This is a genomic window from Streptomyces nymphaeiformis, assembly GCF_014203895.1.
Classification (GTDB): Bacteria; Actinomycetota; Actinomycetes; order Streptomycetales; family Streptomycetaceae; genus Streptomyces; species Streptomyces nymphaeiformis.
The window spans coordinates 447,551-468,495 of sequence record NZ_JACHJY010000003.1; the positions used below are offsets into that span (position 1 = coordinate 447,551).

Genomic DNA, 20,945 nt, shown 5'->3' on the forward strand with positions numbered 1-20,945 from the left:
CGGGGCGCACGTGCGGGGAGTGACGGGGAGGACGCGGCGCGTGGTGGCCGTGTTGTGATCCGCAGGTCAACGCACTAATGTCGCAGGGCCTTGGTGTACGGGAAACCGGTGCAGTACCGGTGCGGCCCTCGCCACTGTGATCGGGAGGTCCGGCTCCATTCCCGGGGGGAACACCCCGGGGAAGCCACTGGACCGCCACGGGAGACCGCGGCGGTGTGGGAAGGCGGAGTCGGGCCGCATGACCGTCAGCCAGGAGACCGGCCAGGGTGCGTTGTCCATCCACGAGGTGCTGGAGAGGGTCTCCCGATCATGCATATAGCCGAGGGGTATCTGCCCCCTGTGCACGCCGCCGCCTGGGGCGTCGCGGCCGCTCCGTTCGTCGTCCACGGGGTGCGCGCACTGACCCGCGAGGTGCGGTCGAATCCCGAATCCACCCTGCTGCTCGGCTCCTCCGGCGCCTTCACCTTCGTCCTGTCCGCGCTCAAGTTGCCGTCGGTGACGGGAAGTTGTTCGCATCCGACCGGTACGGGGCTGGGCGCGATCCTGTTCCGGCCGCCGATCATGGCGGTCCTGGGGACGATCACCCTGCTCTTCCAGGCCCTGCTGCTCGCGCACGGCGGACTGACCACGCTCGGCGCGAACGCCTTCTCGATGGCGATCGTCGGGCCGTGGGCGGGGTACGGGACGTACCGGCTGTTCCGGCGGTTCGGCGCGCCCCTGATGGTGGCCGTCTTCTTCGGCGCGTTCGTCGCCGACCTGTCCACGTACTGCGTCACCAGTGTGCAGCTGGCGCTCGCGTTCCCCGACCCCGGCAGCGGTGTGCCCGGCGCGCTGGCCAAGTTCGGCGGGATCTTCGCCGTGACCCAGATTCCGCTGGCGGTCAGCGAGGGCCTGCTGACCGTGCTCGTGATGCGGCTGCTCACCCAGTCCAGCAAGGGCGAGCTGACGCGCCTCGGCGTCCTCGCCCGGCCGCGGGCGGAGCGGCACGAGGAGGCGGCCGCGCGATGAGCCGGAACACGAAGATCAACGCCCTGCTGCTGCTCCTCGTGGCCGCGCTCGCGGTCCTGCCGCTCGCGCTGGGCCTCGGGGACGACAAGGAGCAGCCGTTCAGCGGGTCCGACGGGGAGGCGCAGACCGCGATCACGGAGATCCGGCCGGACTACAAGCCGTGGTTCAGCCCGCTGTACGAGCCGCCCTCCGGCGAGATCGAGTCGGCCCTGTTCGCCCTCCAGGCGGCGATCGGCGCCGGTGTCCTGGCCTACTACTTCGGCCTGCGCCGCGGCCGCCGCCAGGGCGCGGCGAGGGCCGCGGAGGCGGCGGGGCGGACCGGTACGGTCGCGAAGGACGAGGCGACCGACGGCGGCGGTTCCGGTACGGGTGTGGCGGACGCCGGTGCGGACTCCGGTACGGGTGTGGCGAACGCCGGTGCGGACTCCGGTACGGGTACGGCGGGCGCCCGGGCGGACTCCGGTGCCGGCGCTACCGCCGCCCGCGCGCCGGGTGCGGAAGCTGGTGGCGCCGGTTCCTCGCCGGTCGACGGATCGGGCGCGTAGCGCCGATGCTGCCGATCGACGCGGCGGCGCACAGCAGTCGCTGGCGCCGCCGTCATCCCCTGGAGAAGGCGTTCCTCGGCTTCGGCCTGACGCTGTGCGCGGTGGGCCTGCCGCCGTGGCCGGGCGCGGTGCTCGTGGCGGCGGCCACGCTCGCGGTGCTGCTCGGTCCGGCGGGGGTGCCGGGCCGTCAGTTGTGGCGGGCCTTCCGCATTCCCCTCGGTTTCTGTGTCACGGGCGCCGTTCCGTTGCTCTTCGAGGTGGGCGGTCCGCGAGGCCTCGTCGCCCTCGCGCCCGACGGCCCCGCGCACGCGGTCGAGCTGCTCCTCCGGACGGCCTCGGCCTCGCTCGGGGTGCTGCTCTTCGCCTTCACGACCCCGGTGTCCGACGTGCTGCCCCGGCTGGTCCGGGCGGGCGTCCCGGCGCCCGTCGTGGACGTGGCGCTCGTGATGTACCGGATCATCTTCCTGCTGCTCGACTCGATGGCGAAGATCCGGCAGGCCCAGGCGGCCCGGCTCGGGCACACCACCCGGGCCGCGACCTGGCGTTCGCTCGCCGGGCTCGGCGCGACCACGTTCGTGCGGGCCTTCGACCGGGCGCAGCGCCTGCAGTCGGGGCTCGCCGGGCGCGGTTACGACGGGACGCTGCGGGTCCTGGTGCCCGCGTGCGCGGTCTCCCGGCGGTTCCTCACGGCGACGGGCGTGCTCCTCGCGGGGCTCGTCGCCCTCACCCTCGTACTGGAAAGGTTCCTTCCGTGACTTCCCTGACTTCCGTGACGTCTTCGACCCCCGTCGTGGAGCTGGTGAAGGCGGGTTTCGCCTACGAGGACGGGCCCGCGGTCCTGTCGGGCGTGGACTTCGCGGTGGCGGAGGGGCGCGCGATCGCGCTCCTGGGCCGCAACGGCAGCGGCAAGACGACGCTGCTCCGGCTCCTCAGCGGCGGGCTGCGGTGCGGGAGCGGGTCGCTGCTCCTGGACGGGGCCGAGGTGACGTACGACCGGAAGGGGCTCACCCGGCTGCGGACCACGGTGCAGCTGGTCGTGCAGGATCCGGACGACCAGTTGTTCGCGGCCTCGGTCGGCCAGGACGTGTCGTTCGGTCCGACGAACCTGGGGCTGGCCGAGGAGGAGGTACGGCTCCGGGTGCGGGAGGCCCTGGAGGCGCTGGACATCGTGGCCCTGGAGGACCGGCCGACGCACCTGCTGTCGTACGGACAGCGGAAGCGGGCGGCGATCGCCGGCGCCGTGGCGATGCGGCCCCGGGTGCTGATCATGGACGAGCCGACGGCCGGGCTCGACCCGCACGGGCAGGAGCGGCTGCTCGACGCCCTGGAGCGGCTGCGGGCGGCGGGGACGACGGTGGTGATGGCGACGCACGACGTGGATCTGGCGCTGCGCTGGGCCGACGAGGCGGCGGTGCTCTCCCCCGCCGGTCTGCGCACGGGCCCGGTCGCCGAGCTGCTCGCGGACGACGACCTGCTGGCCGCGGCCCGGCTGCGCCGCCCCTGGGGCACGTCGGTGGCGCGCGTCCTGCGGACGCACGGTCTGCTGACGGCGGGCGCGCCGGAGCCCCGCACTCCGGAGGACCTGGACGCGTGGGCGGCAGCGGCGGAGGTGGCGAGCGGCCCGAGCCGCTCCGCGTGAGCCCGGGGCCGGGGTCGCGGGGACGCCTCCGCCCCACCTTTACTACCGAGTAGTAGACATCACTCCCCCATTCTTCTGCAACTAGTTGCAGAATCCGCGCGCGGTCGCCTAGAACTGACGTCGACGACCCCTGCGCGAGGAGGCGCCCCCCATGACCCCGACCCCGTACCCGCACCTGCTGAGCCCGCTCGACCTCGGGTTCACCACCCTGCCCAACCGGGTGATCATGGGATCGATGCACGTCGGCCTCGAGGAGACCGAGCACGGCTTCGAGCGCATGGCCGCCTTCTACGCGGAACGGGCCCGCGGCGGCGCGGGGCTCATCGTCACCGGCGGCATCGCGCCCAACGAGGCCGGCCGCCCGTGGGACGGCGGAGCCAAGCTGACCACGGCCGAGGAGGTCGCCGAGCACCGGCTGATCACCGACGCCGTGCACGCCGAGGGCGGCAGGATCGCCATGCAGATCCTGCACTTCGGCCGGTACGCCTACCACCCCGGCCTCGTCGGCCCGAGCCCGCTCAAGGCGCCCATCAGTCCCTTCGTACCGAACGAGCTGACCGACGCCGAGGTCGAGCAGACCGTCGAGGACTACGCGCGCTGCGCCGAGCTGGCCAAGGAGGCCGGGTACGACGGCGTCGAGGTGATGGGCTCCGAGGGCTACCTCATCAACGAGTTCATCGCCGCCGCGACCAACCGGCGCACCGACCGCTGGGGCGGCTCGTACGAGAACCGGGTCCGCTTCCCGCTGGAGATCGTCCGCCGGATCCGCGAGCGCGTCGGCGAGGACTTCATCCTCGTGTACCGCCTCTCCATGCTCGACCTGGTCCCGGGCGGCTCCACGCTCGACGAGGTCGTCGCGCTGGCCAAGGAGATCGAGGCCGCCGGCGCGACCATCATCAACACCGGCATCGGCTGGCACGAGGCGCGCATCCCCACCATCGCCACCTCCGTGCCCCGCGGCGCCTACACCTGGGTGACGAAGAAGCTGATGGGCGCGGTCTCCGTGCCGCTCGTCACCTCCAACCGCATCAACACCCCCGAGGTGGCCGAGGAGATCCTCGCCGACGGCCGCGCCGACCTGGTCTCGCTGGCCCGCCCGTTCCTCGCCGAACCGGACTTCGTGAACAAGGCCTCCGCCGGCCGCGCCGAGACCATCAACACCTGCATCGGCTGCAACCAGGCCTGCCTCGACCACACCTTCAGCCTGAAGATCACCTCCTGCCTGGTCAACCCGCGCGCCTGCCACGAGACCGAGCTCGTCCTCTCCCCGACCAGGCTCGCCAAGCGGATCGCCGTCGTCGGCGCGGGTCCGGCCGGGCTCTCCTGCGCCGTCGCGGCGGCCGAACGCGGCCACTCCGTCACCCTCTTCGACGCCGCCGCCGAGATCGGCGGCCAGCTGAACGTCGCCAAGCGGGTGCCGGGCAAGGAGGAGTTCGACGAGACGCTGCGCTACTTCCGCGTCCAGCTCGCCGAGCGCGGCGTCGACGTCCGCCTGAACACGTACGTCTCGGCCACCGACCTGGAGGGCTACGACGAGGTCGTCGTCGCCACCGGCGTCACCCCCCGCACGCCGGGGATCGCGGGCGAGGACCACCCGAGCGTCCTCAGCTACCTCGACGTGCTGCGGGACGGCGCCCCGGTCGGGGACCGGGTCGCGATCATCGGCGCGGGCGGCATCGGCTTCGACGTCGCCGAGTTCCTCACGGACGGCGGCGAGGGCGCGAGCCAGGACCCCGAGACGTACTTCCGCCAGTGGGGCGTCGACACCTCGTACGAGAACCGCGGCGGACTGCGCGCGCCCGAGCGGAACGCGCCGCCGCGCCAGGTGCACCTGCTCCAGCGCAAGACCTCCAAGGTCGGCGCCGGCCTCGGCAAGACGACCGGGTGGATCCACCGCACCGAGCTCAAGCACCGGGGCGTCAGCATGGTGGCGGGCGTGTCGTACGAGCGGATCGACGACGCGGGGCTGCACCTGACCATCGACGGCGAGGCGCAGCTCCTGCCGGTGGACACGGTCGTCCTCTGCTCCGGGCAGGAGCCGAAGCGCGACCTGTACGAGGAGCTGGTGGCCGCGGGCCGCCCGGCGCACCTCATCGGCGGGGCGGACGTCGCCGCCGAGCTGGACGCGAAGCGGGCCATCGACCAGGGCACCCGGCTCGCCGCCGCGCTGTGACGGCCGCTCCGTGATCACCGTGGCCTGCCGAACCTAGGATGCGAGCATGTCCCTCCCGCACGCGATCCTCACCGCGCTGCTCGAAAAGCCGTCCTCCGGCCTCGAACTGACGCGCCGCTTCGACAAGTCGATCGGCTACTTCTGGTCGGCCACGCACCAGCAGATCTACCGCGAGCTCGGGAAGCTGGAGCAGGCGGGGCACATCCGCGCCCTGCCCGCTCCGGTGCCCGCGCGGGGGCAGAAGAAGGAGTACGAGGTGCTGCCCGCCGGCCGGGCGGAGCTGAGCGACTGGGTCGCGCGGTCCGAGGACCCGAAGCCGCTCCGCTCCTCTCTACTGCTGCGGATGCGGGCCGCGGCGATGGTCGGCGCGAGCGGGCTCCGGGCCGAGCTGGAGCGCCATCTCGCGCTGCACCAGGAGCAGTTGGACGAGTACCTCGCGATCGAGGCGCGGGACTTCCCGGCGGAGCGCCGCCGCACCGAACCGGACCGGCTGCGCCACCTCGTCCTGCGCGGCGGGGTCGATCTGGAGCGGTTCTGGGTGGAATGGCTGACGGGCGCGCTGGCGGAGCTCGGCCCGGAGGAGTAGCCCGACCACGGTCGGGCGGCCACTCCACGGTCCGCCTTCGGCCACATCGGGCGCCTGGGGCCCGGGGCGCGCGACGCGGCCCGCACCGGCGTGGATACTGGTCAGTTGTAGTTCCACGACACGAAAGGGCGGGTATGGCCGACGTCTTGGGCCGCCGCGCGACACGTCACGCGGTGGTCATCGGGGGAAGTCTCGCTGGACTGCTTGCCGCTCGGGTACTCGCCGAGCACGCCGAGAAGGTGACGGTCGTCGAGCGCGACCGCTACCCGGAGGGGCCCGAGGCCCGGCCGGGCGTCCCGCAGGGCCGGCACCTGCACGTCCTCATCGCCGGCGGGCAGCAGGCGTTCGAGGAGCTGCTGCCGGGGTTCGTGGACGAGCTGCGGGAGCTCGGCGCGCCCAAGGTGGGCGTGCCCGAGGACATGGTCCAGTGGCAGAACGGCAAGTGGCTGAGCCGACTGCCCGCCACCGTGCACTTCTACTCGGGTCCGCGCCCGCAGCTGGAGTGGCTGGTGAGGCAGCGGGTGTCCGCCGACCCGCGGATCGAGCTGCTCGAGGGCCACGAGACGGTGGGCCTGACCGGCGACTCCTCGCGCGTCCGCGGCGTGCGGCTGCGGGAGCGCGGCGCGGGCGCCGAGAAGGAGACCCGCGTCCTGGAGGCCGATCTCGTCGTGGACGCCTCCGGCAGGTCCACGAAGGCGGCGGACTGGCTGGCGGGGATCGGCGCCGAGGCGCCGCACGAGGAGACCATCGACACCGGTCTCGCCTACGCCACCCGGGTCTACCGCGCCCCGGAGGGCGTCCTTGACAGCGACGCCATGGGCTACTTCATCCTGCCCAACCCCCGCCAGGAGTACGGGGCCGTCGTGCTGCCCTGCGGCGACGGGACGCATCTCGTGACCCTCTCGGGGCTGCGCGGCAACGAACCGCCCTCGGACGAGGGGGCGTTCGAGGAGTACGCGAAGCGGATGCCGCACCCGGTGATCAGCGAGTGGCTGGCGAAGGCGGAGCCGGCGTCCCCGGTGTACGGCTTCCGCAAGACCGCCAACATCCGGCGCCGGTACGACCGTCCGGGCCGCCGCCCGGCCGGCTTCCTCGCCACCGGCGACGCGCTCTGCGCCTTCAACCCGATCTACGGACAGGGCATGGCGGTGGCGGCGATCTCCGCGGTCGCCCTGCGCCGGGCGCTCGCCGACCCGAAGCGCACCCCCACCACCCGGCGGGTACAGCGCGCCCTCCTCGACGCCTCCCGGCAGGCGTGGGACGTCTCCACGGGCGCCGACAAGAAGATGCCCGGCGCGGTCGGTGCCGAGGACGCGCCCAGTGCGCTGGACAAGGCGGTCGGCTGGTACGTGGGCCGGGTGCAGGAGCGGTCGGCGGGCGACCCGGTCGTCGGCGCCGCCTTCCGCAGGGCGATCACCCTGACCGCCCCGATGACGGTGCTGTTCGCCCCCGCCGTGGCGCGGGCGGTGCTCTTCGGGCCCGCGGCGGAGTCTCCGGTCGAGCCGCCGCTGCGCCGCACGGACGGTTAGCGGTACGACGGGTGGCGGTGGACCCGCCACCGCCACCCCTCGTCTCGGCTCAGCCGATCTCGAACGTGGGCGGCTTGAGGCCCGCGAGACAGCTGGTGTCCGGCGCGGTCGGCCTGTCGAAGAACGAGACGGTCATCGTCTGCGCGCACGTCGAGTCGGCGAACACCACGTGGGCGACGTACGGCACCGTGACGACGGTGGACCGGCTCAGCGTGCGGCCGACGTACGCCCCGTTGCTCGGCGCGGTCTGGGAGTCGAAGCCGCCGGACAGGACGAGGGTCGGGATGTCGCTGACCGTCCTGTCACGGACCGAGGGGTCCGCCGGGGGGACGTCCCAGGCACGGCAGTCGTCGTGGAGCCAGGCGAGCTGCGGGGCGTTGGCGAGGAGCGAGCGGGGGAAGGACGGGAAGGCGCGCCGCCCTCCCCGGATGATGTCCTCCTGGCTCTCGTACGGGGTCCACTCCCGGCAGAAGACGCCGTAGACGAGACCGTGGGAGGTCCGCCCCATGGCCTCCGGGCTGTACTTGCCTCCCGCCAGCTGCTCGGCGATCCGCTGCGGGTTGCCGTGGGCCAGTTCGTCGATGGAGCGCGGCACGCCCTCCGCCACGTGGGAGGCGGACGTCAGCCAGTTCACGAGGTTTCCGCCGTCGATCACGACCTTGACCGGCGCCGGCTGACCGGGCACCGAGACAGTGGTGGAGACCGGCCGGGCCTCGAGGTCGACGACGAGCCGCTCGAAGGTGGCCTTCAGGTGCGGATAGCGGGTGTTGCAGGCGGGCTGGTCCGCGCACGCCTTGAACATGCCGTCGAAGCCTTCTCGCGCGGCCTTCCAGGTCACGGCCCCGCCGGCCAGGGAAGGCGGCAGGATGCCGTCGATGCCGACCGACCGGATGCCTTCCGGGTGCAGGCGCATGTACTGGAGCGCCAGATCGGTGCCGTAGGAGATGCCGAACACGTTCCACTGCCGGATGCCGAGCGCCTTGCGCAGGTCCGCGAGGTCGGCGGAGCTCTCCGTGTCGTCGTAGGCGCTGGGGTCGGCCCCGCGCGCCACCACCCGGTCGCGGCACTCCCGCGTCGCCCGGACGTGGAGGCGGCCGGTGGACGGGGCGTTGGAGACGAGGCCGAGGGCGCGCGCGTTGAACTGGTCGATGTTGACGCAGGTGAGCTCCGGGTCGGCCGAGTAGGTGCCCCGCTGGGACATGAAGATCAGGTCCCGGTCGCGGTTCAGGCCGCCTTTGAGCGCCATCGGGATCTCCGACACCGCGTCGTCGCCGGGTCCGCCGGCGAGCCACACGATCGGGTCGCCGGGGTGCCGCTTCGTGGCCGCCGGGATGATCGCCACGGCGAGGGTGATCCTGCGCCCCCGGCCCTCGTGCCCTTCACGCTTCTCGGGGACGGTGAGCGTTCCGCAGTGGGCGTCCTTCAGGGCGGGGATCGGGTCCGCCGTCCTCGGGCAGGGTCCCGGCACGAAGCGGGCGTGGCCCGCCGTCCGGGCCACCGTGCCGAGCGGGGACGCGGGGCCGGACTCGGCGTGGGCGGGTGCCGCGACGAGTCCGGCGGCGAGGACACCGGCGGTCGCCCCTGCCAGCGCGGCGGGAAGGCGTCGTGCGGTGCTCCGGTGGTGGGGTGGTCGAAGGGACGTCATGGGGTCTCCGTGTCAGGGGGTGATGGTGAACGGCGGGGGCCGGAGTCCTGTCACGCAGCCGGTGTCGGGCGCGGTGGGACGGGCCAGGAAGGAGCCGAGGACGCTCGCCGCGCAGGGCGACTGGGGTACCACCCAGTGGCCGATGCCCGGGATCCGTACGGAGGTCGGGTTCGGCAGCGTGGCGGCCGCGACGTGGGCCCAGCTCGCGCCGGTCTTCGCGTCGAAGGTTCCGGAGAGGAGGAGCGCCGGAACCCTGCTGAAGGTGGCCACGCGCTGGATCGCGGTGCGGTCCGGGACGTTCCACGCCCGGCACACGTCGTACTCGAAGGGCAGCTGAGGGGCCTGGGCGAGGACCGTGTCGGGCCAGCCGGGGAAGTTGCGGCGGCCCGCCTTCAGCAGGTCGCGCTCGGAATAGCCGGGCACCCATTCGGCGCAGGCCACCGACTGCGTCAGGCCGTGGGCGAACGTGCCGATGGGTGTCGACACGTCGATGGCGCGGGCCCGCGCGAAGCGCTCCGGGTTTCCGTGGGCGAGTTCGTCGAGCGCGGCGGGGACGTCGACGGCCTTGACGGTGTTGGCGACCAGGATGTTGACCAGCGCGCCCCCGTCGAGGTCGACCTTGACCGGGTTCCCGCCCGCCGGCGGCTGGGCCATGAGCGTGAGGGGGTGCGCCTCGAGGCGGCGGACCTGCTCGTCCAGCGTGCGCCGGAGGTGCGGGTAGCGGCTCTTGCACCGGGGCTGCGCCTCGCACGCCGCGAAGATCTCCCCGATCCCCTCGGCGGCGCTGTCCCAGGTCCACGGCAGGTTCACCACCGTGGGGGGTGCGATCGAGTCGATCGCCACCGAGCGGATCCCCTGGGGGTGCAGACGCAGGTAGGTCAGAGCGAGGTTGGTGCCGTACGAGTACCCGTAGACGTTCCACCGGTCGATGCCGAGCGCTCTGCGCAGGTCGGCGAAGTCGGCGGCGTTCTCGGTGGTGTTGTAGGCGCTCAGGTCGATTCCGGCGGCCGCCAGGCGCTGTCGGCACTCCTTCGCCGCGCGCACCAGTTCCCGGCCGGTCGAGGGGGCGTCGTAGCGCAGCCCCACGGCCTTCACGCCGAAGCGGTCGATCTCCGGGCAGGCGAGGTTCGGCTGCGAGTGGAGCCCGCCGCGCTGGGCCACGACGATCAGGGCGTTGTTCCGGTTCACCCCGGAGCCGATGAGGAAGGGGATGTTGTCGAAGGCGTCGCCGCCGGGCCCCCCTTCCATGAACACCACCGGCTCGGCGGCCGGCCTGGCCGAGGTGGCCGGGATGATCGCGACGGCCAGCCGGATGGTCCGGCCGCGGCCGTGGTGGGAGCGGTTCTCGGGCACCTCGAGGAAGCCGCACCGGCCGGGGACCGGATCGGGTGTCTGCGGACAGGGACCGGGCACGAACCGCGCCGGGCCTCCAGGACGGGGCCCGGACGAGGGGGGTGACACCGTGTTGCCCGGTGTCGAAGGGCGTCCCTCGGGCGCGGCACTCGCCGCGCCGGTGCCGGCGGCACCCAGCAGGGTGAGTCCGGCGGTGAGGAGCGCGAGCCCGGTGCGCGCGCCTCGGGAGCGTCGTCGACCGTACGGGCGCCGGGTGCGCGCTCGTACGGTGCCTTGTTGCGTCATGTGGTGGGTCTCTCTGTGGGACCACGGCCGCCCCGACCGGGGCGGCACCGCGTGGCTCGGCCCGCCACGGAGAGTTCTGTACGGGCGCTGTGCCCCTCAGCCTGCGGTCGTGCCCGCAGACCCACCACTCATGAGCTCCACTCGGAGCAGTTCAGCCGCCCGGGGCCGCGGTCACCACGCCCGAGGCGATGGCCGCGCCGAGGGCCGCGTAGTCGTCGGCGTTCTGCCCGGCGTAGACGAGCGCGAAGTCGGCGACGGCCCGGTCGAAGACGTCCGAGGATCCGAGGTAGGCGGCGATGGCGATCCGGTCGCCGGAGCGGGCGTGCGCGCGGGCCAGGGCCCGGCCGCAGAGCCGCGCGTAGTCCCGCAGGGTGGCCGGGGACATGCTCTCCACCTCGGCGGACCCCTTCATGTCGCGCAGCTGCCGCCAGTAGAAGTGGCGCTGCTCGGGTCCCGTCATCCAGCCGAGGAAGATGTCGCTGGCGGCCTGGGTGAGCCGCTGGCCGGAGACGACGCGGCGGCCCTGGTGGGGGTAGGCGGTCGGCGGCAGGTACGGCTCGAGGGCGGAGCGGCCGGCCTCCTTGATCTGGAGCATGAGCGGGTCGCCGTCGTCCCGTCCTTCGAGGAGGAGGACGAAGCAGCGGGTGCCGACGCTGCCGACGCCGACGACCTTCCGGGCCGCGTCGATGAAGTGGTAGCGGTCGAGCAGGACGCGGCGCTCCTCGGCGAGGGAGCTGCGGTAGTCGCTGAAGATCTTGCCGAGGGTGACCCGGTCGACGTCCGTGACGCGTTCGAGGAGAGGCGGGTCCTCGACGATGTGCCGGTTTCCCGCGGCGTCCTTCTCGGTGAGTTTGGCGAGGGCCTGGAGGCTGGTGCGCCGGCGCGCGCCGGCGAGCCGCTTCGTGAGGCGGGCGCGGTCCGCGCCGCGTACCACGTGGAGGATGTCGTCGGCGGAGATCCGCTCGTACCAGACCTCGAGCTCGCCCAGGCCGGCGAGGCGGCGCATGTTCGTGCGGTAGGACTCGACGGCGACGAGCGCGGCGCGGTGGGCCTTGGGCTTGGAGCTGCCGTTCTGGAGGGCCGCGACCATGACGCTGGCGGCGAGCCTCTTCACGTCCCACTCGAAGGGTCCCGGGAGGGTCTCGTCGAAGTCGTTCACGTCGAAGAGGAGCGTCCGTTCGGGTGAGGCGTACACCCCGAAGTTCAGGAGATGGGCGTCGCCGCAGAGCTGCACGGTGAGCCCGGTGTGGCGCTCGGCGCCGAGGTCGGCGGCCATGATGCCGGCGGCGGCGCGCAGGAAGGCGAAGGGGGACACGGACATCCTGGCGTACCGGATGGGGACGAGGTCGGGCAGCCGGTCCAGGGCCTCGCGCTCCAGGACCGCGAGCGGGTCGGGGCGCTGTGACCTGGGTATCCAGCGGCCGTGGTCGGCGCGGGGGACGCGTTTGCGGGCCGCCTTGCCCCGTGCGGCGCGTTCCAACGGTGTCGTCATCCGGCCTCACCCGCCTTCTCCCGCCGATACGTTCTCGGCCCGGTCACCTGGTACCTCATTACACGGTCCGCCACTCGTTTCGGCCACTCTGCCGGGCCGACCTAGCTAAATGGTTTAGACCAATGATAGGAATTGATCACCCACCCGACCCACGCGGTCACGCTGAGCGAAGAGAGGGTTGATCATGGCCGAGCCCGCATCCGAGTCGGTGACGGAAGTGCCGCTCTACCTCCGGGTCGCCGCCGCCCTGCGCGAGGACCTCATCCAGCGGCGCATCTCCCCCGGCAGCCGGCTCCCGTCGGAACGCACGCTCTCCCAGCGCTGCCACGTCAACCGGCAGACCGTCCGCAGCGCGCTCCAACTCCTCAGGGACGAAAGGCTCGTGGTCACCGACCGGCGCGGCACCTTCGCCGCCGCCGAGGAGGCGGAACCGGAGCCGGCCGCGCCCGCGCTCACGGCCCGCAGGCCGACCTTCCCCGGCGGACCGCAGGCCGCCGAGGCGCTCGTACGGGCCTCGCTCACCTGGGAGCCGCCGCCCACGCCCCTCGCGCCACGGCTCCTGCTCACCCCCGGGGAACCCACGCTCGTCCACCGGCACACGGTCCTCGGGCCGCACGGGGCGGCGCTCCAGCGGGCGGTGTCCTGGTTCTCCCGGCCGGCCCTCGCCGAGATCCCCCAGCTCTCCCGCTACCGCCGGGGCAGGGACTGCCGCCAACAGCCCGACCTGCGGCTCCTGTACCACTGGATGCACCAGGCGGGGCTGCGGATCACCCACCGCGAGTCGGTCGGCGTCCCGCCCGGTCCGGCCGCGACGACGGCGGGCGGCGCGGCCCGGCTGGTCGTCCACCGGGTCGTCAGCGACCAGCACGGGCACGCCCTGGAGATCACGGACATCGACTTCTCGGCCCAGTCGGCGGCCTGGACCTACGAGTTCAGCGCCTGAAGGGACTGAGGGGACCTTCCGTACGCAGGAATGCCCCGGCAGCGGGGCTGCCGGGGCATTCCGTCGCGGTGCGGGGGATCAGATGATCCCCTCGGCGATCTCGGCCTCCTCGCGGGCGGTGCCGTACGCGGTCGGCGTGCCGTACGAGCGGCGGGCGACGTACCACCAGACGCTGGCCAGGATCAGGACGACGGCGAGCGCGATGACCGCGTAGTTCATGGTGTCGACGTTCACCGGGGACTTCTGCGGCAGGCAGAAGAGGACCGTCACGAACGCCACCCAGACGACGGCGATCCAGCCGATCGGCCTGCTCCAGCGGCCGAGGCTCCACGGGCCGGGGACGAAGCGCTTCCCGGCCCGCAGCCGCAGGTAGATCGGGATGGCGTACGCGGGGGTGATGCCGATGACGTTGATCGCGGTGACCGCGCCGTAGGCCGTGGCCGAGTACAGCGAGGGGACGGCGAGCAGGGCGGCCACGCCGACCGCGAGCCAGACCGCGGGGACGGGGGTCTGGGTGCTGCCGCTGACCTTGCGCCAGAGCGCGGAGCCGGGAAGGGCGTTGTCACGGCTGAAGGCGAAGACCATGCGGCTCGCGGCGGCCACCTCGGCGTTGCCGCAGAAGAGCTGGGCGACGATCACGACGAGCAGCAGGGCGGCGGCGCCGCCGGAGCCGAGCGCGTCCAGGAAGATCTGGGCGGGCGGGACGCCGGTGGCGCTGTTCTGCGTGCCCGCGTAGTCCTGGATCGCGAAGGTGAGCCCGGCGAGGAGCGCGAAGCCGGCGAGCCAGGAGACCCAGATGGACCGGACGATGCCCTTGGCGGCGGTGACGGAGGCGTTGGACGTCTCCTCGGACAGGTGCGCCGAGGCGTCGTAGCCGGAGAAGGTGTACTGGGCGAGGAGCAGGCCGATCGCGGCGACGTAGAACGGGTTGGCCCAGCCGGTGTCGTTGACGAAGGTGGTGAAGACGAAGTCGACGGACTGGTGCCGGTCGGGGACGAACGCGAGCGCGCCGACGATGACCGCGACGCCGATCAGGTGCCACCAGACGCTGACCGAGTTGAGGACGCTGACCAGACGGACGCCGAAGAGGTTGAGGCCGGCGTGGAGCAGCAGGATCGCGAGGAAGATCAGGAACGTGGAGCCCGAGGTCGGCACGAAGCCCCACTGGAGGTTGAGGAACGCTCCGGTGAAGAGGGCGGCGCCGTAGTCGATGCCGGCGATGGCGCCGAGCAGACCGAGCAGATTCAGCCATCCGGTGTACCAGCCCCAGCGGCGCCCGCCGAGCCGGTCGGCCATGTAGTAGAGCGCGCCGGAGGTCGGATAGGCGCTGGTGACCTCGGCGAGCGCGAGGCCCACGCACAGGACGAAGAGTCCGACGCCGGCCCAGCCCCACAGCATGACGGAGGGGCCGCCGGTGCCGAGGCCGAAGCCGTAGAGGGTCATGCAGCCGGAGAGGACGGAGATGACCGAGAAGCTGATGGCGAAGTTGCCGAAGCCGTCCATGCGGCGGGCGAGGACGGGCTGGTAGCCGAGCTCTCTGAGTCTCGCCTCCTCGTCCTGGGACGGCGGTGGCTTGCGTATCGCGTCGAGGGGGGCGTCGGTGCGGGCCATGGGGGACCTCCGGGGGACGGGGGGAGCGGGGGTGGGGGGTGGAAGCGAGGGGGCGCCGGGGGCGCGGGCGCGTCAGCCGCTGAGGCTGCGGGCGCGGGCGCGCAGGAAGACCTCCTCGGCGAGGGCGCGGTCGTCCGGGCGATCGGTGCGGTAGGCCCACGGGAGGGTCGTGTAGTACGGGCCGAGGGCCTCGAAGACGCGGGCCGCGTCGGCGAAGCGGAGGGCTCCGAAGAGGGCGTGCGCCAGGTGGTTGAGGTCGAGCAGCGAGGCCTCGTCGGTGGCGCAGAAGAGGAACCAGGTGTCCAGGGCGCGCTGGGCGTCCCGTACGGCGTCCTCGGCGACCCAGTGGAGGTCGAGGGCGCGCTCGTGGCCGCGCTCGCGCCGGTAGCGCTCGACGCGGACGTAGAGCGGGAGGGCGTGCAGGGCGGAGCCGACCGGCGCCGAACCAGCGGCCCAGTAGCAGTAGTTGACGGCCTCGGAGAGGGGTCCGGTCCGTCGGGCGTAGACGAACTGCAGCATGCGGTGGTGGGCCTCGCGGTTGTGCGGGTCGCGCTTCTCCACCTCGGCGAGCAGGCCCCAGGGGCCGGGCGGCAGCATGGGCGCCGGCGGGGTGAGCCGGTGCTCGGCCATGCGCCGGCCGCCGTCGAGCGCTGCGAGGGCGATGAGGCCGATCCAGGGCACGGGGTCGGCGGGCGACCGCTCGGAGGCCTCGCGACAGGCGGCCCAGGCCTCCTGCCAGAGCTCCCGGGTCCGGGCGTGGCCCGCGCGGTGGGCGCGGACGGCGCGCTCGACGGCGACCCGGCTGTGCATCACGGCGGCGGCGAGGCTCTCGGGCTGCTCGGCCCGCCAGATGGGGACGACGTCACTGCCCGCGGCGACGGCGGCGAGGACCTGGGTGCGCCGGGTCCAGGCGTCCCAGTCGGAGGTCTCGTCGAGCAGCCGCGCCATGGACACCCATCGGCCGGTGCGTAAGTCCTGGACGGCGTTGCGCAGGGCGTGGTCATGGCCGGCGGGGTGGTAGACGGGCCGGAATCCGTGTCCGGCCATCAGGGGGTGGGGCGTGGTGTGGGTGACATGGGTCCTCGGTGGATGGAGGGGGTGGTCAGTCCCCCGGCGGGCGTCCCGGCCGTTGATCGGCGATCACTATAGAGGGCTCTGGACGTGACCGGTCCACTTTCTTTTGTGACAGTAACTATTAAGCCAACGACTGAATTTGACTTACTGTCAGGTATGCGTGGCGACCTGACGTGCTCGCCCCCCGGGGCTTGACGAAGGCCTCCGGCGGCGGCACCCTGACCCTTTTCGGTGATCGGATGATCACGGAGCGGTCGAGCGACGGGAGCAGCGGGATGTCGGGCGGAGCGGTACTCGCCGTCGACCAGGGCACGTCGGGCACGAAGGCCCTCGTCCTCTGCCCCGAGCGCGGAGTCGTCGGCACCGGCACGGCACCCGTCCGGCCCCGCTACCTCCCCGGCGGCCTGGTCGAGGTCGACCCGCGTGAGCTGTACGACTCGGTGGTCGCCGCCGGGCGCGCGGCGCTCGCCGGGGCGGACGTGCCCGTCGTCGCCGTGGGCCTCGCCAACCAGGGCGAGACCGTGCTCGCCTGGGACCCGGCCACGGGGGAACCCCTCACCGACGCCCTCGTCTGGCAGGACCGCAGGGCGGCAGGAGTCTGCGCCGGTCTCGACGCCCACGCCGAGGAGCTGCGCCGTCTCACCGGCCTTCCGGTCGACCCCTACTTCGCCGCACCCAAGATGGCCTGGATCCGCCGCCACGCCACCGGCGCCGGCGTCGTGACCACCAGCGACGCCTGGCTCGTCCACCGGCTCACGGGCGCGTTCGTCACGGACGCGGCGACCGCGGGACGCACCGGTCTCCTCGACCTCGACACGGTCGCCTGGTCGGAGACCGCCCTCGACCTGTACGGACTCGGCGGCGAGGCGCTCCCCCGGGTCGTCGACTGCGACACCCCGGTCGGCACCACCACCGCGTTCGGCCCCGCCCTGCCGCTCACCGGGCTGCTCGTGGACCAGCAGGCGGCGCTGCTCACGCAGAGCGCCGACGACCCCGCCGCCGCCAAGTGCACCTACGGCACCGGCGCCTTCCTCCTCGCGCAGACCGGCCCCGAGCCCCGCCGCGCCGCCTCGGGACTGGTGAGCTGCGTCGCCTGGCGGCTCGGCGGGCGCGTCACCCACTGCCTCGACGGCCAGGTGTACACCGTCGCCTCGGCCGTGCGCTGGCTCACCGACCTGGGCGTGATCGGCGGGGCCGGGGAGCTCGACGCGGTCGGCGGCAGTGTGCCGGACACCGGCGGCGTCACCTTCGTCCCCGCGTTCGCGGGCCTCGCCGCGCCCTGGTGGCGGGGTGACGTGCGCGGCTCGCTCACCGGCCTCGGTCTGGACACCGGACCCGGCCATCTGGTGCGCGCGCTGTGCGAGGGCATCGCCGCCCAGGTGGTGGAGCTCGCCGCGGCCGCCGCCTCCGACCGGGGCGCGCCGCTGACCTCGCTGCGCGCCGACGGCGGCCTGACCCGGTCGGCCCTGCTCATGCAGACCCAGGCCGATCTGCTGCAACTCCCCGTCGAGGTCTCGTCCTTGCCCGACGCCACGGCGCTCGGAGTGGGCGCCGTCGCCCGGCTCGGACACCGGCCGGGACTCACGCTCCGCGAGGCCGTGCCGGAGTGGAAGCCCTCGGCCGTGTACGAGCCCCGGATCTCGGCCGACGAGGCGGCGACGCGCCTCGGGCGCTTCCGCGCGGAGGTGTCGGCACTGGTGGAGCGGTCGGACGGCGCGATCGGCAGCGGGTCCCTGTGAGCGTCACGCGGACCGGGCCGCTTCCCACCGGTGAGGCCTCGGAGTACGACGTCGTGGTCGTCGGCGCCGGGGTCGTCGGTTCCGCGATCGCCCGCGCCCTGGCCCGGTACCCGCTGCGGATCGCGCTCATGGAGGCCGCGAACGACGTCGGCGACGGCACCTCGAAGGCCAACACCGCCATCCTCCACACCGGTTTCGACGCCGCGCCGGGCACCCTGGAGGCCCGGCTGGTACGCGAGGGACACCGGCTCCTCGGCGCGTACGCCCGGGAGGCCGGCATCCCCGTGGAGCCGCTGGGGGCGCTGCTCGTCGCCTGGGACGAGGAGCAGCGGGCGACGCTCCCCCGTCTCGCGGAGAAGGCGGAACGCAACGGCCACCGCACCACCCGCCTCCTCGGTGCCACCGAACTCGCCGCGCGGGAGCCGCACTTGGGTCCCGGCGCGCTGGGCGCCCTGGAGGTGCCGGGCGAGTCGGTGATCTGCCCGTGGACGACGACCCTCGCGTACGCCACGCAGGCCGTCCGCTCCGGGGTCGACCTGCATCTGAACTGCCGGGTGGAGAAGGTGCGTCCGGGTGACCCGTACCACCGCCTCGTGACCCGCCGCGGAGTGCTGCGGACGCGCCTGCTCGTCAACGCCTGCGGCCTCCACGCCGACGCGTTCGACGCGCTCGTCGGCCGGGAGGACTTCACCGTCACCCCGCGCCGCGGCCAGCTGCTCGTCTTCGACAAGTTCGCCCGCGACCTGGTCCGGCACATCCTGCTGCCCGTACCCGGGGCGCTCGGCAAGGGCGTGCTGATCTCGCCGACGGTGTACGGGAACGTCATGCTCGGGCCCACCGCCGAGGACCTCGACGACAAGACCGCCACGGGCACGACGGCCGAGGGCCTCGCCGGGCTGCGCGAGCAGGGCGGCCGGATCCTCCCCGCGCTCCTCGACGAGGAGGTCACCGCCGTGTACGCGGGGCTGCGGGCCGCGACCGGGCAGGAGGACTACCGGATCGCCGCGCACCCCGCACTGCGGTACGTGACGGTGGGCGGGATCCGCTCCACCGGGCTCACCGCCTCCCTCGCCATCGCCGAGCACGTGCTCGGCCTCCTCGCTGACTGCGGCCTCGACCCGGGGCCGGCCCGCCCGCTCGCCCCGGTCCGCATGCCGAACCTCGGCGAGGCCTTCCCCCGCCCGTACCGCGACGCCGAACTCATCGCCCGCGACCCGGAGTTCGGCACGATCGTCTGCCACTGCGAGCGGGTGACCCGGGGCGAGATCCGGGCCGCGCTCGTGTCCACGATCCCGCCAGGCGGCCTGGACGGTCTGCGGCGCAGGACACGCGCCCGAGGCGGCCGCTGCCAGGGCCACCACTGCGGCGCCGAGGTACGGGCGCTGTTCGAGGAGGGGCCGAGGGAAGGGCGGAGCGCGGGACGGTACGGGAAGGGAGCGCCGTGAGACGTGCGGTGCGGGGCGGCGCGGTGAGCCGTGCGGTACGGGGAGGCCTTCGGTGACGCGTGCCGTACGGGGTGGGGGCGCGGTGACGCGTGCCGTCGACGTGCTCGTCGTGGGTGCGGGGCCCGCCGGACTCTCCGCTGCCGCTCGGCTCGCGGCGGCGGGCGCGGGTCGCGTCGAGGTCCTGGAGCGGGAGGCGACCGCGGGCGGGGTGCCGCGCCACTGCGCCCGGCCGGGATTCGGTGCGGACGCCCTCGGGCGTGCCCTGACCGGCCCGGCGTACGCGCGACGCGCGGTACGGGAGGCGCTGCGGGCGGGGGCGGCCGTCCGTACCGGCGTCTCGGCCACCGGCTGGGCCGGGCCCCTCACCCTGGAGGTCACCGCCCCGACCGGACTCGAACGCATCCGGGCGGGCGCGGTCGTCCTCGCCACCGGCGCCCGCGAACGGCCCCGCAGCGCCCGGCTCGTCCCCGGTACGCGCCCCGCCGGGGTGCTGACCACGGGCGAACTCCAGCGCACGGTCGCACGGTTCGGGCCGCGAACGGAGCACATCGGACGCCGGGCGGTGGTCGTCGGCGGCGACCCGGTGGCCCGGGGCGCGGTGCGCACGCTGCGCGCGGCCGGGGTGGACGTGGCGGCCGTCGTCACCGGACTCCCCTCCCCCGCCGTCGCGTTCGCAGGCGTCCCTGTGCTCGTCGGCGCCGTCGTGACGGAGCTGCTCGGGCGCGGCCGGCTGAGCGGGATCGCGGTGCGGGGCGGGGACGGGCGGACGTCCGTGCTGCGGTGCGACACGGTGGTCTTCACCGGCGACTGGATCCCGGACCACGAGCTCGTCCGCGCCCACGGCCTGCCCCTCCACCCCGGCACCCGGGGCCCGGTGACGGACCAGGGCTTCCGTACCGCCGAGCCCGGGGTCTTCGCCGTCGGCAACCTCCTGCGCGGGGTGGAGCCGGCGCTCGTGGCCGCCGCCGAGGGGCGGGCTGTGGCCCGGGCGGTGCTCGAACGGCTCGCCGGCGGCCCCTGGCCTGCCTCCGGGGTCCCGGTGGCCGCGACGGCCCCGCTGAGGTGGGTGACGCCCGGTCTCCTGGGACCGGAAGCCGCCACGTCGCTGCTCGTCCGGCCGGAGCGGCGGCTCGTGCGACCGGTCCTGACCGTCACCCAGGACGGCGCCCCGCTGCGGCGGGAACGGCTGGGCGGGACGCTCGTCCCCTGGCGTTCGGTTCGGCTCGGGGCGCGGTGGACGAGCGGCGTGGACCTCGCGGGCGGGCCTGTGACGGTCTCCGCCGAGGAGTAGGGGCGGGACCTTGCGCGCGGGGCCGCGGCGAGGTCTCCGCCGAGGGGGCGGCGGGCCGCGCACGCGGGGCTGCGGCGGCCGGGCCCTTCGGACAGACTGGGGCGCATGCCGGACAAGCGCAGTGCGGGTCTCCTGGTCTACCGCCGTACGGCGGGCGGAGGCGTCGAGGTCCTCATCGGTCACATGGGCGGGCCCTTCTGGGCGTCCCGCGAGGAGTCGTCCTGGTCGATCCCCAAGGGCGAGTACGAGCCCGACGAGGCCCCCGAGGCCGCGGCGCGCCGGGAGTTCCTGGAGGAGCTGGGGCTCCCGGCCCCGGACGGGGAGTGGGTCCACCTCGGCGAGGCCCGCCAGCGGAGCGGAAAGCTCGTCACCGCGTGGGCCGTCGAAGGCGATCTCGACCCGGCCGGGGTGGTGCCGGGGACCTTCGTCATGGAGTGGCCGCCCCGGTCGGGCGTCCAGGAGGAGTTCCCGGAGATCGACCGGGTGGGCTGGTTCGCCCCGGAGGCCGCCGCTCCGCTGTTGGTCTCCGGGCAGCGGGTCTTCCTGGAACGGCTGTCGGCGCACCTCGGCGGGCGGGCCTGAGCCCG

17 protein-coding genes and 1 riboswitch are annotated in these 20,945 nt (G+C 73.9%); of the genes, 12 read left to right on the forward strand and 5 right to left on the reverse strand.

From position 1 onward, the window contains the following. Nucleotides 1-74 precede the first annotated feature (74 nt). Nucleotides 75-280: riboswitch (cobalamin riboswitch) on the forward strand. Nucleotides 281-309: 29 nt separating this feature from the next. The 7 genes from GGE06_RS12210 to GGE06_RS12240 all read left to right on the forward strand — a co-directional run bounded on the left by GGE06_RS12210 (nt 310) and on the right by GGE06_RS12240 (nt 7,480). Further along, entirely contained in the window at nt 310-1,008 is a 699-nt protein-coding gene (locus GGE06_RS12210; protein ID WP_184930841.1) for an energy-coupling factor ABC transporter permease, read from the forward strand. Then, complete coding sequence (locus tag GGE06_RS12215) at nt 1,005-1,553, forward strand: energy-coupling factor ABC transporter substrate-binding protein (RefSeq protein ID WP_184930842.1); 549 nt, start codon at nt 1,005-1,007, stop codon at nt 1,551-1,553. Before GGE06_RS12210 ends, GGE06_RS12215 begins: the two co-directional genes overlap by 4 nt. A 5-nt stretch (nt 1,554-1,558) precedes the next feature. Further along, nucleotides 1,559-2,308, forward strand: coding sequence for a cobalt ECF transporter T component CbiQ (cbiQ, locus tag GGE06_RS12220; protein WP_116162749.1), 750 nt, complete (start codon nt 1,559-1,561; stop codon nt 2,306-2,308). Between the two features lie 14 nt (nt 2,309-2,322). Beyond that, nucleotides 2,323-3,192 carry an energy-coupling factor ABC transporter ATP-binding protein, CbiO family gene (locus GGE06_RS12225; RefSeq protein WP_184930843.1) on the forward strand — a complete coding sequence of 290 codons (870 nt, stop codon included), beginning with the start codon at nt 2,323-2,325 and terminating at the stop codon, nt 3,190-3,192. A gap of 151 nt (nt 3,193-3,343) precedes the next feature. Beyond that, nucleotides 3,344-5,365 carry an NADPH-dependent 2,4-dienoyl-CoA reductase gene (locus tag GGE06_RS12230; protein WP_184930844.1) on the forward strand — a complete coding sequence of 674 codons (2,022 nt, stop codon included), beginning with the start codon at nt 3,344-3,346 and terminating at the stop codon, nt 5,363-5,365. Between the two features lie 46 nt (nt 5,366-5,411). Further along, entirely contained in the window at nt 5,412-5,951 is a 540-nt protein-coding gene (locus tag GGE06_RS12235; protein WP_116162740.1) for a PadR family transcriptional regulator, read from the forward strand. 134 nt (nt 5,952-6,085) lie between these two features. Further along, entirely contained in the window at nt 6,086-7,480 is a 1,395-nt protein-coding gene (locus tag GGE06_RS12240; protein ID WP_116162739.1) for an NAD(P)/FAD-dependent oxidoreductase, read from the forward strand. A 49-nt stretch (nt 7,481-7,529) separates the two neighbouring features. Here GGE06_RS12240 and GGE06_RS12245 read toward each other — a convergent pair whose 3' ends face one another. From GGE06_RS12245 to GGE06_RS12255, 3 genes are all read right to left on the reverse strand, one after another. Continuing rightward, nucleotides 7,530-9,125 (reverse strand): alpha/beta fold hydrolase, encoded by a 1,596-nt coding sequence (locus GGE06_RS12245; RefSeq protein WP_116162737.1) that lies wholly within the window; start codon nt 9,123-9,125, stop codon nt 7,530-7,532. A gap of 12 nt (nt 9,126-9,137) precedes the next feature. Beyond that, entirely contained in the window at nt 9,138-10,478 is a 1,341-nt protein-coding gene (locus GGE06_RS12250) for an alpha/beta fold hydrolase (RefSeq protein ID WP_312883117.1), read from the reverse strand. 436 nt (nt 10,479-10,914) lie between these two features. Beyond that, on the reverse strand, nt 10,915-12,255 hold the full coding sequence (locus tag GGE06_RS12255; protein ID WP_116162733.1) for a DUF2252 domain-containing protein: 1,341 nt from the start codon (nt 12,253-12,255) through the stop codon (nt 10,915-10,917). A gap of 184 nt (nt 12,256-12,439) precedes the next feature. Here GGE06_RS12255 and GGE06_RS12260 point away from each other — a divergent pair, with 184 nt between their 5' ends. Beyond that, nucleotides 12,440-13,198: a GntR family transcriptional regulator gene (locus GGE06_RS12260; RefSeq protein ID WP_184930846.1), complete on the forward strand. Its 759-nt coding sequence runs from the start codon at nt 12,440-12,442 to the stop codon at nt 13,196-13,198. A 78-nt stretch (nt 13,199-13,276) separates the two neighbouring features. Here the strand turns inward: GGE06_RS12260 and GGE06_RS12265 are convergent, their stop codons facing one another. Together GGE06_RS12265 and GGE06_RS12270 are read right to left on the reverse strand one after the other, a co-directional pair. Next, entirely contained in the window at nt 13,277-14,809 is a 1,533-nt protein-coding gene (locus GGE06_RS12265) for an amino acid permease (protein WP_181924721.1), read from the reverse strand. Between the two features lie 72 nt (nt 14,810-14,881). After that, entirely contained in the window at nt 14,882-15,856 is a 975-nt protein-coding gene (locus GGE06_RS12270; RefSeq protein WP_116162729.1) for a hypothetical protein, read from the reverse strand. Nucleotides 15,857-16,158: 302 nt separating this feature from the next. Here GGE06_RS12270 and GGE06_RS12275 point away from each other — a divergent pair, with 302 nt between their 5' ends. The 4 genes from GGE06_RS12275 (at nt 16,159) to GGE06_RS12290 (ending at nt 20,940) form a co-directional block, all read left to right on the forward strand. Continuing rightward, nucleotides 16,159-17,622 carry an FGGY family carbohydrate kinase gene (locus GGE06_RS12275; RefSeq protein WP_116165685.1) on the forward strand — a complete coding sequence of 488 codons (1,464 nt, stop codon included), beginning with the start codon at nt 16,159-16,161 and terminating at the stop codon, nt 17,620-17,622. Then, complete coding sequence (locus GGE06_RS12280; protein ID WP_184930847.1) at nt 17,619-19,067, forward strand: FAD-dependent oxidoreductase; 1,449 nt, start codon at nt 17,619-17,621, stop codon at nt 19,065-19,067. The genes GGE06_RS12275 and GGE06_RS12280 overlap by 4 nt, the downstream gene beginning before the upstream one ends. Nucleotides 19,068-19,149: 82 nt before the next feature. Continuing rightward, on the forward strand, nt 19,150-20,358 hold the full coding sequence (locus GGE06_RS12285) for an NAD(P)/FAD-dependent oxidoreductase (RefSeq protein WP_184930985.1): 1,209 nt from the start codon (nt 19,150-19,152) through the stop codon (nt 20,356-20,358). Between the two features lie 105 nt (nt 20,359-20,463). Next, nucleotides 20,464-20,940 carry an NUDIX hydrolase gene (locus GGE06_RS12290; protein WP_116162723.1) on the forward strand — a complete coding sequence of 159 codons (477 nt, stop codon included), beginning with the start codon at nt 20,464-20,466 and terminating at the stop codon, nt 20,938-20,940. Nucleotides 20,941-20,945 lie beyond the last annotated feature (5 nt).